Origin of the sequence: Bradyrhizobium glycinis (assembly GCF_016031655.1) — a bacterium.
Classification (GTDB): domain Bacteria; phylum Pseudomonadota; class Alphaproteobacteria; order Rhizobiales; family Xanthobacteraceae; genus Bradyrhizobium; species Bradyrhizobium glycinis.
Map to the genome: position 1 here is coordinate 338,882 of NZ_JACCHQ010000002.1, position 14,267 is coordinate 353,148.

At 65.0% G+C, this 14,267-nt stretch carries 14 protein-coding genes; 6 read left to right on the forward strand and 8 right to left on the reverse strand.

The window, feature by feature from the left end; translation table 11 throughout:
• Positions 1 to 96: 96 nt before the first annotated feature.
• From dctP to HZZ16_RS05890, 5 genes are read left to right on the forward strand one after another with little or no spacing between them, the layout of a single operon-like run.
• Positions 97 to 1,116 carry a TRAP transporter substrate-binding protein DctP gene (gene dctP / locus HZZ16_RS05870; protein WP_197947563.1) on the forward strand — a complete coding sequence of 340 codons (1,020 nt, stop codon included), beginning with the start codon at positions 97 to 99 and terminating at the stop codon, positions 1,114 to 1,116.
• Positions 1,113 to 1,670 (forward strand): TRAP transporter small permease, encoded by a 558-nt coding sequence (locus tag HZZ16_RS05875; RefSeq protein WP_197947564.1) that lies wholly within the window; start codon positions 1,113 to 1,115, stop codon positions 1,668 to 1,670. The genes dctP and HZZ16_RS05875 overlap by 4 nt, the downstream gene beginning before the upstream one ends.
• On the forward strand, positions 1,667 to 3,022 hold the full coding sequence (locus HZZ16_RS05880; protein WP_197947565.1) for a TRAP transporter large permease: 1,356 nt from the start codon (positions 1,667 to 1,669) through the stop codon (positions 3,020 to 3,022). Before HZZ16_RS05875 ends, HZZ16_RS05880 begins: the two co-directional genes overlap by 4 nt.
• A 17-nt stretch (positions 3,023 to 3,039) precedes the next feature.
• On the forward strand, positions 3,040 to 4,449 hold the full coding sequence (locus HZZ16_RS05885; protein WP_197947566.1) for a malonyl-CoA decarboxylase: 1,410 nt from the start codon (positions 3,040 to 3,042) through the stop codon (positions 4,447 to 4,449).
• The gene (locus HZZ16_RS05890) at positions 4,446 to 5,966 is read left to right on the forward strand and encodes a malonate--CoA ligase (protein WP_197947567.1); all 1,521 of its coding nucleotides are present in this window, start codon (positions 4,446 to 4,448) and stop codon (positions 5,964 to 5,966) included. Before HZZ16_RS05885 ends, HZZ16_RS05890 begins: the two co-directional genes overlap by 4 nt.
• A 55-nt stretch (positions 5,967 to 6,021) precedes the next feature.
• Here HZZ16_RS05890 and HZZ16_RS05895 read toward each other — a convergent pair whose 3' ends face one another.
• The 3 genes from HZZ16_RS05895 to groES form a co-directional block, all read right to left on the reverse strand.
• Complete coding sequence (locus HZZ16_RS05895) at positions 6,022 to 6,360, reverse strand: hypothetical protein (RefSeq protein ID WP_197947568.1); 339 nt, start codon at positions 6,358 to 6,360, stop codon at positions 6,022 to 6,024.
• An 88-nt stretch (positions 6,361 to 6,448) separates the two neighbouring features.
• Entirely contained in the window at positions 6,449 to 8,068 is a 1,620-nt protein-coding gene (gene groL / locus HZZ16_RS05900; RefSeq protein WP_197947569.1) for a chaperonin GroEL, read from the reverse strand.
• A gap of 36 nt (positions 8,069 to 8,104) precedes the next feature.
• The gene (gene groES, locus HZZ16_RS05905; RefSeq protein WP_036020204.1) at positions 8,105 to 8,419 is read right to left on the reverse strand and encodes a co-chaperone GroES; all 315 of its coding nucleotides are present in this window, start codon (positions 8,417 to 8,419) and stop codon (positions 8,105 to 8,107) included.
• Positions 8,420 to 8,650: 231 nt separating this feature from the next.
• On the opposite strand from groES, the gene HZZ16_RS05910 reads away from it, so the two are divergent.
• The gene (locus tag HZZ16_RS05910) at positions 8,651 to 9,538 is read left to right on the forward strand and encodes a VOC family protein (protein ID WP_197947570.1); all 888 of its coding nucleotides are present in this window, start codon (positions 8,651 to 8,653) and stop codon (positions 9,536 to 9,538) included.
• Between the two features lie 129 nt (positions 9,539 to 9,667).
• On the opposite strand, the gene HZZ16_RS05915 is transcribed toward HZZ16_RS05910, so the two are convergent.
• From HZZ16_RS05915 to HZZ16_RS05935, 5 genes are read right to left on the reverse strand one after another with little or no spacing between them, the layout of a single operon-like run.
• The gene (locus HZZ16_RS05915; protein WP_197947571.1) at positions 9,668 to 10,717 is read right to left on the reverse strand and encodes a LacI family DNA-binding transcriptional regulator; all 1,050 of its coding nucleotides are present in this window, start codon (positions 10,715 to 10,717) and stop codon (positions 9,668 to 9,670) included.
• The gene (locus HZZ16_RS05920) at positions 10,714 to 11,358 is read right to left on the reverse strand and encodes a ThuA domain-containing protein (protein ID WP_197947572.1); all 645 of its coding nucleotides are present in this window, start codon (positions 11,356 to 11,358) and stop codon (positions 10,714 to 10,716) included. Before HZZ16_RS05920 ends, HZZ16_RS05915 begins: the two co-directional genes overlap by 4 nt.
• 10 nt (positions 11,359 to 11,368) lie before the next feature.
• Entirely contained in the window at positions 11,369 to 12,466 is a 1,098-nt protein-coding gene (locus tag HZZ16_RS05925; protein ID WP_197947573.1) for a Gfo/Idh/MocA family protein, read from the reverse strand.
• 19 nt (positions 12,467 to 12,485) lie between these two features.
• Positions 12,486 to 13,331, reverse strand: coding sequence for a carbohydrate ABC transporter permease (locus HZZ16_RS05930; RefSeq protein WP_197947574.1), 846 nt, complete (start codon positions 13,329 to 13,331; stop codon positions 12,486 to 12,488).
• Complete coding sequence (locus HZZ16_RS05935) at positions 13,324 to 14,265, reverse strand: carbohydrate ABC transporter permease (protein WP_197947575.1); 942 nt, start codon at positions 14,263 to 14,265, stop codon at positions 13,324 to 13,326. Before HZZ16_RS05935 ends, HZZ16_RS05930 begins: the two co-directional genes overlap by 8 nt.
• Positions 14,266 to 14,267: the final 2 nt, after the last annotated feature.

Sequence of the window (14,267 nt, forward strand, 5' to 3'; positions counted from 1 at the left end):
ACCATACGCTTGACAAAACATACAGCATGCAGTTGATATGCGAATTGTATGCAAGATAGGAAATAAAAAATGCAATCGAGCAACGGGAGGTATGGAATGAGGATTTCAAGACGCCAAGCCCTCGCCTTGGGAATCGCGGCCCCGGCTCTGCTCCGGTTCGGAGAGGCGCGCGCGGCGACGGCCCTGAAGATCTCGCATCAGTTTCCGGGAGGCACCGCCACCGAGGGCGATTTCCGCGACCGGCTGTGCCGGCGTTTCGCGGCGTTGATCCAGGAGCGCAGCAAGGGCGCGATGACCGCGGAAGTTTATCCGGGCTCGTCGTTGATGAAGACCAACGCCCAGGTCTCGGCGATGCGCAAAGGCGCGCTCGACATGAGCCTCATTCCGATCTCCTACGCGGGCGGCGATCTTCCCGAGCTGAACATCGGCCTGATGCCGGGCCTCGTCACCGGCTACGACGAAGGACTCGGCTGGAAGAACATGCCGATCGGCCAGGAGTTCAGCAAATTCCTCGCCGCCAAGGGCCTCGTCATTATCACCTGGATCTGGCAGGCCGGCGGCGTCGCCAGCCGTTCGCGCCCGCTGGTCGCGGTCGGCGATGCCAAAGGCATGAAGGTCCGCGGCGGCTCGCGCGAGATGGACCTCGTGCTGCAGGCTGCCGGTGCCTCGGTGCTCTCGCTGCCCTCCAACGAGCTCTATGCGGCGATGCAGACCGGGGCGTGCGATGCCGCCCTCACCTCCTCGACCAGCCTGACCTCCTTCCGTCTGGAGGAACTCGCCAAGCATCTGACGACGGGGCGGGCCAAGAGCTACTGGTTCATGCTCGAGCCGCTCGTGATGTCGAAGGCGGTGTTCGACCGGCTGTCGAACGAGGAGCGCGACATCATCGTCTCGGTCGGCGCCGAGCTCGAAGCGTTCGGCCGCAATGCAGCGGTGGAGGACGATGTCCGTGTCGCCAAGGTCTACCAGGCCGCCGGCGCGACGGTGCACGATCTCGACGACAAGACCGTTCAGGCCTGGCGGGATCTGTCGCGCGAGACGGCCTGGAAGGACTACGCGGGCAAGAACGAGAACTGCGCTCGCCTGATCAAGCTCGCCATGGAGGCGGGCTCATGAGCGCACACGGCATCGATCTCGGCCATTCCGCCGCCGTGACCGCGGCGCGCCCCGGCTCCCCGGTCGGACGCATCGCGCGCGCGATGACCCTGCTCAACAGGGCCATCGTCGTGCTCTGCTCGATTGCGCTCATCGTCGCGAGCACGATCCTGAGCTACAGCGTGGCCGCGCGCTACTTCTTCGACGCGGCAACCTATTGGCAGGACGAGGCCGCGGTGTTCCTGCTGGTCGGCGCCACGTTCCTGTCCACCGCGTTCGTGCAGGCCGGGCGCGGCCATATCGGCATCGAGGCCCTCACCGGCTATCTGTCGAAGCGCGGCAATGCGATCCGCATTCTCGTGGTCGACGCCGCGAGCCTGCTGTTCTGCGCCTTCTTCGCCTGGAAATCCTGGACGCTGTTCCACGAAGCCTGGGTCGACGGACAGGTGTCCGGATCGACCTGGGCCCCGCCGCTGTGGATTCCCTACAGCATGATGTCGCTAGGCATGACGCTGATGACGCTGCAGATCGCGCTTCAGCTCGCCGCGAGCCTCGAGACATGGAGGAGCAAATGAGCACGCTTGCCGTCGGACTGATGTATGGTGGTGCGACCCTCGCCGTCATGGCTTCGGGCATGCCGATTGCGCTCGCGCTCGGCGCGGTCGCCGTCATCTTCATGTACTACTTCATGCCCGCCGCATCGCTCGATACGGTGACGCAGAACGTCTACGAGGAGATGGCCTCGATCACGCTGCTGGCGATCCCGCTCTTCATCCTGAAAGGCGCCGCGATCGGCAAGTCGAAGGCCGGACAGGATCTCTACAGCGCGCTGCATGTCTGGATGGGCCGCATTCCCGGCGGTCTCGGCATCGCCAACGTGTTCGCCTGCGCGCTGTTCGCAGCGATGGCCGGATCGTCTCCGGCCACCTGCTCGGCGATCGGCTCTGCCGGCATCCCCGAGATGCGCAAGCGTGGCTATTCCGGCGGCTTCGCCGCCGGCGTGATCGCTGCCGGCGGCACGCTCGGCATCCTGCTGCCGCCTTCGATCACGATGATCCTCTACGCGGTCGCAGCAGAGCAATCGCTCGGACGTCTCTTCCTCGCCGGCATCGGGCCGGGCCTTCTGCTGGTGCTGCTGTTTGCGACCTATGCGGTGCTGAGGTTCAAGGCCGAGTACAAGGCGGCGCAGCGCGCCTATGCTGCCGGTCCGGCACAGCATCCGATCCTGTCGAACGAGCGCTTCACCATGGCGATGCGCTTCGGCGCGCTGCCGCGCGTGCTACCCTTCGTCGTGCTGCTCAGCGGCGTCATGATCGCGCTCTATGGCGGCTACGCGACGCCGTCGGAGACCGCCGGCCTCGGCGGGATCCTGGCGCTGGTCCTGATCGCCTCGATCTACGGCGTGTGGCGCCCGCGGGATCTCGGCCCGATCCTGGAATCGACGCTGAAGGAATCGACCATGCTGATGCTGATCATCGGCATGTCGCTGCTCTACTCCTATGTCATGAGCTATCTCCACATCAGCCAGGGCGCGGCGCAGGCGATCGTGGCGATGCATCTGTCGCCTTGGGTGCTGCTGGGGGCGATCCTGGTGCTGGTGGTCGTGCTCGGCTTCTTCCTGCCGCCGGTCTCGATCATCCTGATGACCGCGCCGATCATCCTGCCGCCGCTCAAGGACGCCGGCTTCGACCTGATCTGGTTCGGCGTGGTGATGACGATCGTGATGGAGATGGGCCTCATTCATCCGCCCGTCGGGCTCAACATCTTCGTCATCAGGAATATCGCGCCCGACATCCCGCTGCGGGACGTGATCTGGGGCACGCTGCCCTTCGTCGTGCTGATGGCGTTCGCGGTGGTCCTGCTCTGCCTGGTCCCGTCGATCTCCACCTTTCTGCCCAATCTGGTGATGGGCGCCCCGACGCGTTAACCGAGGAGGCATGAACCATGCTGAGCGACATCCGATCCGGACGCATCGCGGCGCCCGAATTCCTGCAAGGGCTGATCGACACGCTGACACAACGCGGCCGCGCGGTTCTCGGCATCAAGCCGGATCGCGACGTCCGCGAGAATCGCGATCTCGCGCTACTGGGCGAGGCGCTGCTGTCGCGTCGCGGTGAAGCCTCCGGCGTTGCGATCGCGCAATCGCTGCTTGCGGCCTTCCAGCAGGCGGGCGAGCCGGAGCGGCTGAAGTTCCTCTGTTCGCTGGCCGACCGGTTCGGGCCGGACCGCCGCGCGATCGAGCTCGCGATCGCCGCCTACCAGCGCAAGGAGGGCGGCGACGGCAGCAAGCTCGAGGCGCTCCATGCCGCCGCGGAGCCGCGCCGGCAGGAGCTGATCCGGCGCCTCAATCTCGCGCCCGGCGGAACGGCGTCGCTGGTGCGGATGCGCGAGGTGCTGCTCGGGCTGCTGCGCGAGCATCCCGAACTGCAGGCCGTCGACGACGATTTCGTCCATCTGTTCTCGTCCTGGTTCAACAGGGGTTTTCTGGTGCTGCGACCGATCGACTGGACCACCTCGGCCAACATCCTGGAGAAGATCATCAGATATGAAGCGGTCCACGCCATCCAGGACTGGGACGATTTGCGCAACCGGCTCGAGCCGCCGGACCGCCGCTGCTACGCGTTCTTCCATCCGCAGCTGGTCGACGAGCCGCTGATCTTCGTCGAGGTCGCGCTCACACGCGAGATTCCTGGCGCGATCGGACCGCTGCTGGACAAGTCGCGCCAGGCGATTGCCGCGCATGAGGCGACCACCGCCGTGTTCTACTCGATTTCGAACACGCAAAAGGGGCTCGCTGGGGTCTCGTTCGGCAATTTCCTGATCAAGCAGGTGGTGCAGGACCTCGCCCGCGAGCTGCCGAACCTGAAGACCTTCGTCACGCTGTCGCCGGTGCCAGGCTTTGCTGGCTGGGTGAGGCGCGAGCTCAAGAGCGAGTCGTCGGCGGCGATCGACGACGACACACGCCGGGCGATGGCCGCGATCGATGAAGGCGGCGACATCGCGCAGGCGAAAGACGCCATCACCGCGCTCGCCGCCTATTACTTCCTGAAGGCGAAGCTGCCGTCGGGCAAGCCGGTGGACCCGGTCGCCCGCTTCCACCTCGGCAACGGCGCGCGCCTGGAGCGCCTGAACTTCCTGGGTGATGCCTCGGCCAAGGGCATGAAGCAATCCTACGGGCTGATGGTGAATTATCTCTACGCGCTCGAGCACATCGAGGCGAACCACGAGGCCTTTGCGGAAGCCGGCACGGTCGTCGCGTCCGACAACGTGAAGAAGGCACTTCGCGCGAAATTGTCGTCGCGCGACCTCGTTCCCAGCAATCACACCAACCCGCAACGGAAGATCTCGTCATGAGCTCGAACCTGTACGACCGCCTGCTCGCCGGCGCGGAGTCCGATCCGTCCATCTGCATCGAGAAGGACGACGGCGCGACGTTGAGCTATGCCGAACTCGCCGCCCTCAGCGGCAGGCTCGCGAACTTCCTCGCCAGCATCGGCATCGGCCCGAACCACCGTGTCGCGGCCAAGGTGGAGAAATCCGTCGAGGCCGTCGCGCTCTATCTCGCAACGCTGCGCGCAGGCGCGGTCTATCTGCCGCTCAACACCGCCTATACGCCGGCCGAGACCGAATATTTCATCCGCGACGCCCAGCCGACATTGATCGTGTGCGATCCCAGGGAAGAGGCCGATTTGCGGGCCATCGCCGCCAAGGCAGGCGGCCGGGTCGAGACGCTCGATCAGCGCGGCAAGGGTTCGCTCGTCCAGGCCGTGGCAGACTTTCCGGCGCGATTTGACAGCATCGCCAGGGCGAATGACGATCTCGCCGCCATCCTCTACACGTCGGGTACGACCGGCCGCTCGAAGGGAGCGATGCTGACGCACGGCAATCTCTCCTCGAACGCCCTGACACTCGTCCAGGAGTGGCGCTATTCGGGCAAAGACGTGCTGATCCATGCCCTGCCGATCTATCATGTCCACGGGCTCTTCGTGGCGTGCAATGTCTCTTTCGCCGCACACGCGCGCATCCTGTTCATGCAGAAGTTCGACGCCGAGCGCATTCTGACAATGATGGCGCGCAGCACCGTTCTGATGGGGGTGCCGACCTTCTATGTCCGCCTGCTCGAGAGCCCTGACCTGAACGAGCGAAGCACCGCCAACATGAGGCTGTTCGTCGCCGGCTCGGCGCCGCTTCTGGCCGAGACACACCGGGCCTGGAAGGCGCGGACCGGGCATGCGATCCTGGAGCGCTACGGCATGACCGAGACCGGGATGATCGCCTCCAATCCCTACGAGGGGCCGCGTATTGCAGGCTCAGTCGGCCGGCCGCTTCCCGCGGTCGAGGTTCGCATCACCGATCCGGAGACCGGCGCAATGCTTCCGGTCGGCGACGTCGGCATGATCGAGGTGAAGGGGCCCAACGTGTTCGCGGGCTACTGGAACATGCCGGACAAGACCGCGGCCGAATTTCGTGCCGACGGCTTCTTCATCACGGGCGATCTCGGCAAACTCGACGCGAACGGCTATCTGCACATCGTCGGGCGCGGCAAGGACCTCATCATCACCGGCGGGTTCAACGTGTACCCCAAGGAGATCGAAACCGAAATCGACGCGATCCCGGGCGTCGCCGAGAGCGCTGTCGTCGGCGTGCCGCACGCCGATTTTGGCGAGGGTGTCACCGCGGCGGTGGTTCGCTCGCCGGGCTCGTCGGTCGACGAGCGCGCCATTCTCGCCGCGCTGTCCGGACGATTGGCAAAATTCAAACAGCCAAAGCGGGTCGTGTTCGTCGACGGCCTGCCGCGCAACACGATGGGAAAGGTTCAGAAGAACGTCTTGCGCGAACGCTTTGCCGACCTCTATTCCGGCCGGGCATAGCGACGTGTTTTAAGGTGCAAGGACGAGGAGCGGCCTCGCCGGCCGCTCCTCCGTATCAGCTGGTGGCAGGCTCAGGCCTGTCGCGATCAGGCGGTGTGAGGTCGAGTCGGATCCCGGATGGCCCGAGCACCGGCGACAGCAATGTGTCGACCTTCATGGTCGGGCTGCCCCGATCCCAGCTCGACCACGGCATCGTGTCCAGGTACGGGATCGGCGGCAAGGCGAGCCGTTCGAAAGTGTCCGTCGTCTTGGCGACAGCGCCGCCAGCGCTTTCGGCGCCGAAGGCGGCAAAGGGCACCAGCGAGAGGCCGGCGCCAACGGCCAAGGCGGCGAGCCGGCGCAACGTTTTCTGGGTGGTTTCCCCGCGAGCGGAGAAAGCACGATCCTTGATCATTTCATCCTCCTTTCGTGTCGAAACAGATCCAATCGATCATGAGTTCATGGCAAACGAGCCCGGCCGTTCGGCCGGGCTCGCTCGTCTTTTAGAAGTCCATCGCCGGAGCGCTTGCCGCTTCCGTCTTCTTCGGCTTGTCGGCCACCAAAGCTTCGGTCGTGATGAGCAGCGAAGCCACCGAGGCCGCGTCCTGCAAGGCGGTGCGCACCACCTTGGCAGGATCGATCACGCCGGCCTGCACCATGTCCTGGTACTCGCCGGTCGCGGCGTTGAAGCCCCAGGTGTAGGTCTGGCTCTCGAGCAGCTTGCCGACGACGACGGAGCCGTCCTCGCCTGCATTCTGCACGATCTGCCGCGCCGGCACCTGGATGGCGCGGCGCACGATGTCGACGCCGGCCTTCTGGTCGGGATTGGCGGTCTTGACGCCGTCGAGCGCCTTGAGCGCGCGCAGCAGTGCCACGCCGCCGCCCGGCAGGATGCCTTCCTCGACCGCGGCCCGGGTCGCATGAAGGGCGTCATCGACGCGATCCTTGCGCTCCTTGACCTCGACCTCGGTCGCGCCGCCGACCCGGATCACCGCAACGCCGCCGGCGAGCTTGGCGAGACGCTCCTGCAGCTTCTCGCGGTCGTAGTCCGAGGTGGTCTCCTCGATCTGCGTCCTGATCTGCTGGCTGCGGGCCTCGATATCCTTCTTGGCGCCGGCGCCATCGACGATCGTGGTGTTCTCCTTGTCGATCACCACCTTCTTGGCGCGGCCCAGCATCTTCACGGTGACGTTCTCGAGCTTGATGCCGAGATCTTCGGAGATCATGGTGCCGCCGGTGAGGATCGCGATATCCTCCAGCATCGCCTTGCGGCGGTCGCCGAAGCCCGGTGCCTTGACGGCGGCAACCTTCAGGCCGCCGCGCAGGCGGTTGACGACCAACGTCGCCAGCGCCTCGCCCTCGACCTCCTCCGCGATGATCAGGAGCGGCTTGCCGGATTGCACGACCTGCTCGAGCAGCGGCAGCATGGTCTGCAGGCCCGACAGCTTCTTCTCGTGGATCAGCACATAGGGATCTTCGAGCTCGACCCTCATCTTCTCGGCGTTAGTGACGAAATAGGGCGAGATATAGCCGCGGTCGAACTGCATGCCCTCGACCACTTCGAGCTCGGTGTGCAGGCTCTTGGCTTCCTCGACCGTGATCACGCCCTCGTTGCCGACCTTCTGCATCGCGTCCGCCAGGAAGCGGCCGATCTCGGTGTCGCCGTTGGCGGAGATGGTGCCGACCTGGGCGATCTCGTCGTTGGAGGTGATCTTCTTGGCGTGCGACTTGAGGTCGGCCACGATCGCGTCCACGGCAAGATCGATGCCGCGCTTGAGGTCCATCGGATTCATGCCGGCCGCGACGGACTTGGCGCCTTCCTTGACGATGGCCTGCGCCAGCACGGTCGCCGTGGTGGTGCCGTCGCCGGCGAGATCGTTGGTCTTCGAGGCGACCTCGCGCACCATCTGCGCGCCCATGTTCTCGAACTTGTCCTCCAGCTCGATCTCCTTGGCGACGGTGACGCCGTCCTTGGTGATGCGGGGAGCGCCGAACGATTTCTCGATGACGACATTGCGTCCCTTCGGACCGAGCGTGACCTTCACCGCATTCGCCAGTGTGTCGACGCCCCGCAGCATGCGCTCGCGGGCCTCGGTCGCGAACTTCACGTCCTTGGCAGCCATGTTGCTAAACTCCTTTCCGTTCGATGACTGTCAGCGTTACGCCGCCTTCTTCAGCGTGCCGGCCTGCTCGGCCACGCCGAGAAGATCGCTTTCCTTCATGATCAAGAGCTCCTCGCCGTCGATCTTGACCTCGGTGCCCGACCACTTGCCGAACAGCACCCGGTCGCCGACCTTGACGTCGAGCGGCACGAGTTGGCCCTGCTCGTTTCGTCCACCCGGTCCCACGGCGATGACCTCGCCCTGCTGCGGCTTCTCCTTGGCGGTGTCGGGAATGATGATGCCCCCGGCGGTCTTCTCCTCGGCATCGATGCGGCGCACGAGCACACGGTCGTGCAACGGGCGGAAATGCATGCACATCCTCCTTGGGTAGGTTCAGCGATGTCCAAAATCCGGGTCCGGAACCGGCCCCCGGGCGGCAAACGACCTAGGAACAAGCCTCTTCCGGTTCAAGGGTCTCGGCAAAAAAATTTTCGTCCCTTAAGAGCGCCTGTGCGAAGGGAGCGGCTGGAGGGGCGGAAGACTTCGACGGCCAGAAACCATGCGTTAAGATGTACTGGTCCGTCCCCCCAGCGAGAAACGACCATGCCGCAACAATTCGACCGGTCCGCAGAAGATCTCGGCAACGCCATCCATTTCGAGCACGTCAACATCCAGGTCCCGGACCAGCGCCTCGCCACGCTGTTCTATGTCGCCGGGCTCGGGCTCACCCGCGATCCCTACCTGATGGTGTCCGACACCAACATGTGGATCAACGCCGGGCGGAGCCAGTTTCATCTGCCGAGCGGCCGGCCGCAGGTGCTGCGCGGACACATTGGCCTCGTCATCGCAGGCCGCGAGGCGCTGCTGGCGCGGCTTGCATCGGTCGCGATGAAGCTCGAGGGCACGGCGTTCGCATTCAGGGAGCACAACGACCATGTCGAGGCGGTTTGCCCCTGGGGTAACCGCGTGCGCTGCTACGAGCCCGACGCCGCGCGGTTCGGCCGGATCGCACTCGGCATTCCCTATGTCGAGTTCGACGTGCCGGTAGGGTCGGCGGCCGGCATCTGCGCCTTCTATCCCGAGATCATGGGCATGCCCGCGAGCTTGCGGAACGGCGAGGCCAAAGTTGCCGCCGTGCAGACGGGCCGCAACCAGCATCTGCTGTTCCGCGAGACCGACCGGCCGCACGCCGACTATGACGGTCACCATGTGCAGATGTACATCACCGACTTCTCCGGTCCCTATCGCAAGCTGCTTGCGCGCAAGCTGATCTCCCGCGAGGACAATCAATACCAATACCGGTTCTGCGACATCGTCGACCTCGACAGCGGCAAGCCGCTGTTCACGGTCGAGCACGAGGTGCGCTCGGCGACCCACCCCATGTTCATGCGTCCGATGGTCAACCGCAATCCGGCGCTCAACAACCGCAATTACGCCTTCGGCCACGACGAGTCGTCCTGGGCGATGGGGCCGGACCAGTACGAGGGGTGATCCTCACGCCGCGGCTGCGCAGGTCACGCTAAAGCGCGATGCGATTGGGATGAATCGTCATCGCGCTCTAGGTTATTGTTTGAGCATGATCTTTCCGGAAAACCGCTGCACACTTTTCCGGATCATGCTCTAGGGCAGATTGTCCCGCAGGAAGATGTCGATGCGGATGCGCTCCTGGTCGGGGCTGATCGGCTCGCCCGAACAATGCGCGAGCAGGACGCGCGCCGCAGACCGCGCCTCATGGCCGGCATCCTGGTTGATGATGGCGTCGAGCGTGCCGCGCACCAGGAATCGTCTCGTGTGCTCGGTCAGCTCATGGGTGATCCAGACCACCTCGCGCGCGCGGCCCGAGGCCTCGAGTGCATCGGCGATGCCGCGGTTGCCGGCGCCGCAACAATAGATGCCGCGGAGATCGGCATGGCGCGCGAGCAGCGCCGCCGTAAGCTCCCTCGTGCGGTCGCTGTCGTCGCGCCCCTCGATGACAGGCAGTGCGGACAGGTTCGCATACTCACTCGACAGGATCTGGTGGAAGCCGAACTGCCGTTCGGTGTGATCGCGCAGCGACAACGATCCCGCAATCACGGCGACGGTGCCCTCGCGCCCGGCAAGGAAGCGCCCCATCAGCGTGGCGGCGGTGCGGCCCGCGGCCGGATTGTCGATCCCGACATAATGCACCCGGGACGAGCTCGGCGCGTCCGACACCAGGGTCACCACGGCAACCCCGCGCGCGACGAGCTCGTCGATCGCGGCGCGAACCCGGGGATGATCGAGCGCGATGACGGCGACGCCCTGATAGGCCGGCGAGAGGTTCTCCAGCGCACCGGCAAGCACGTCGGGGTCGAACACGTCGACATGGTGGATGTCGATGAAGCCGCGATGGCCGGCGAGCCAGTCGGCGGTGCGCGCGACCTGCTCGGTGAGGTTGGTCATGAAGCTGTTGCTGCCGGTCGGCAGCACGAAAGCAAAGCGGAAGGTCTGCCCGCGGGCGAGCCGCGCCGCGGCAAGATCGGCGCGATAGCCGAGCTTTGCCACCGCAGCCTCGACGCGCGCGACGGTCTTGGCGCGGACACCCTCGCGCCGGTTGACGACGCGATCGACGGTGGCGAGCGAAACGCCCGCCGCGCGCGCGACGTCCTCGAGCGTGGCCCGGGTCACCGGCTGGGTCGCGCCAGCCGTCATTCGCGCGCGGCCCACAGCATACCGCGGGTCATCAACGTCCGGATCTCCGGCACGTCGAGCTCGTAGGCGCGGTGGCCCAGCGAGGAATAGAACACCCTCCCCGCGCCATAGCGCTTCTTCCACACCACGGGCATCACCACGCCCTCGATCCAGGGCGCGTGCTCACCGCTGAAAGTCGTCGTTGCCAAGACCTCGATGGCGGGATCGACATGCATGTAATATTGCTCGGAACGATGCTCGAAGCTCTTCAAACCCGTCATGATCGGATCGTCCGGTTTCGTCAAGTCGACCTTGTAGTCGATGATGTTGCCGGGATGGGCGACCCACTGCCCGCCGCACAGGAATTGGTAATCGACCGATTCGCGGAAAGCATCGCACATGCCGCCATGATGCCCGGCAAGCCCAACGCCGTTGCGCACCGCTTCGCAGAGATTGAGTGCTTCCGCCTTCTCGATCTTCGACATCGTGTAGATCGGTATGATCAGCGACAGATCATGGATCGCGGGATCGGCAAAGGCTGCCGTCGTGGTTTCGATCCGCACCTCGAAGCCTTCCGCCTTCAGCCAGCCGCGGATCATCGAAGCGCAGAGATCGGGATCGTGTCCCGGCCAGCCACCCCATACAATCATTGCCTTGCGCATGGTCATTCCCTCAATCGATCTGTCCGGTTTCACGCCCCGTGGGCAGCATCGCCGGCCGCTCGACGCGGCTCTCGATCTTGACGCGGCGGCCCTCGTCGGCGGAGGTCTGGAACGCCTCCATCACCTCCAGCACGTGGAAGGCGAGCGCGCCGCTGGCGCGATGTGGCCGGTCATTCAGGATCGCGCCAGCCATGTCGGCGACGCCGATGGAGCGGAACTCGCCCTCGACGTGGCCGTGCGTCAGCGGCACCGCTTCCCATTCGCCGCCGGTCTTGGCCACCTGCACCTCGCCGCCGAAGCGATTTGGATCGGGCACCAGCATGCTGCCCTTGTCGCCGTAGATCTCGATCGGCGCATGCCGATGTTTCGGCACGTCGAAGCTCATGGTGATCGACACGACCGCCCCGCTCTCGAACTCCAGCGTCCCCGCGACGTGGGTCGCGACCTCGACCGGAATCAGCGCGCCGTTCATCGGCTGGCTGGTGACGAGGCGCTCGGTCCTCGGACGGGCGATCGAGCCCATCACGCTGGCGACCGGGCCGAGCAATTGCACGAGGTCGGTGATGTAATACGGCCCCATGTCGAGCATCGGTCCGCCGCCGCGCAGGTAATAGAAGCCCGGCGCCGGATGCCAGCGCTCGTGGCCGGGGCAGCCGAAGAAAACGCTGCCCGCGACGGGCGTGCCGATCGCACCGTCGTCGATCAGCTTGCGCGCGGTCTGATGGCCGCCGCCGAGGAACGTATCGGGCGCGCAGCCGACGCGCAGGTTCTTCTGTGCGGCGAGCTCCATGACCTTGCGCGCCTCAGTGACGTTGATGCCGAGCGGCTTCTCCGAATGAACGTGCTTGCCGGCGTTCAGCACCGCTAGGCTGACGTCGGTGTGGGCGAGCGGCACCGTGAGGTTGACGATTATTTCGACATCGTCGCGCTTCAGCAATTGGTCGACCCGCATTCCCGGCAAGCCGAATGCCGCGCCCTGGCGCTCGGCAACCTCGCTGCGCATGTCGGCGAGCGCCCTGACCTCCATGACGGGAAAGCGCTGGGCCGCCTTGAGGTAGGCGGTGCTGATCACACCACAGCCTATGATCCCGATGCCGACTTTTCTCATTATGATCTCCTCAGATGGCTCATCCCTTGACCGCGCCTGCGGTGAGGCCGGCCACGATGTGCTTCTGCGCCAGCAGGAACAGAATGATCGTGGGCAGGATGGTGAGCATGATGAAGGCCAGGATCAGGTGCCATTCGGACGAATATTCGCCCTGGTAGACCATGATGCCGAGCGGCCAGGGATACAGCGCATCGGTGTTCAGCATCACCAGCGGCAGCAGATAGGCGTTCCAGCTGTTGACGAAGGTGATGGTGCCGACGGTCGCCAGGATCGGACGCGACAAGGGCAGCGTCACATAGCGGAAGAACTTGATGTAGCTGCAGCCGTCGACCAGCGCGGCCTCGAGCAGCTCGTACGGAATGTCCTTGAAGAAGCGGCGTAGCAGCAGCACGCTCATGGCGAGGCTGAAGGCCACCTGCGGCAGCGCGACGCCGAAATAGGTATCGAGCAGGCCGAGATCCCGCACCTTGATGAACAGAGGCAGCACGGCGGTCGCGGCCGGGAACAGCAGGCCGAGCGTCAGATAGCTGAGCAGCATCGATGAGCCGAAGAACCTGATATGGGCGAAGGTGAACGCGGCCATCGACGCCGTGATCAGGGTCAGCGTCACCGACAGTGTCGAGATAACAAGCGAATTGCGCAGGAGCTGCCAATAGCGCGCCGAGAACAGGATGTCGGCGTAGTTCTGCCATTCCCATTGTGCGGGCAAGCCGAACGGATTGACGCGGAGTTCTCCGAGCGACTTGAAGCCGCCGAGCAGGGTCGCGAGCAGCGGCACCAGGACGAAGATCGCGACCAGGCCGAGGAACAGCGCCTTGAACAGCACGGCGGGATCGAACGCGTTTCTGGCACCGGCGCTATTCATCGCGCATGAACCATCGCTTGTAGGTGAAGGCAAAGGTCACGCAGATCGCGAACAGGATGACGCCGATGGCGCTGCCATAGCCGACCCGCATGCGCGAGATGCCGTTGTTGTAGAGAAAGCTCACCATCGTGTTCGAGGAGTCGGCCGGTCCGCCGCGCGTCAGCGGCATGACGAGATCGAACAGCTGCAGGGATCCGATGATGGCGAAGAACACGGACAGACGGATCGTCGGATAGAGCAAGGGGATCACGACGTGGCGCAGCGTCTGCGTCCGCGTCGCGCCGTCGATCCGCGCGGCCTCGACCAGGGTCTTGTCGAGGCTTTGGAGCGCCGCGATGAACAGCATCATGTGGAAGCCGAAATATTTCCAGACCACCACGATCAGCACCGCCAGCATTGCCGTGTCGGTCGAGGCCAGAAGATGCGGAGGCTCGGCGCCGAACGTGCGCCAGATCGAGGCGACGAGGCCGTAGTCGCCATCATAGACGAAGCTGAAAATCAGCCCCGTCGCAATCTCGGCGAGGATATAGGGCATGAAGAACAGCATGCGCAGCGCCACCGCGCCGCGAAACTTTTCGGCCAGCATCAAGGCCAAGGTCAGCGCGAGCGGCAGCTGGATTGCGAGCGAGACGGCGATGATCAGAGCGTTGTTGCGCAGCGCGAGCCAGAACGCGCGGGTTTCCAGCACGAAGCGGTAATTGTCGAGGCCGATCCAGTTGGTCGGCCTGCCGAAGCCGTTCCAGTTGAAGGCCGAGTACCAGGCGGCCTCGCCGATCGGCAGCACCACGAACAGCGTGAACAGCAGCAGCGCGGGCGGCAGGAACAGGATCAGGACCGTGAAGCGTCCGTCCCAGCCTGGGCCACGAACCGCGACCTGGGGGGCCGCCTCACCGGCAACGCCGATCGGCGAGGTGATCGCGATCCGTCGCGCCACAA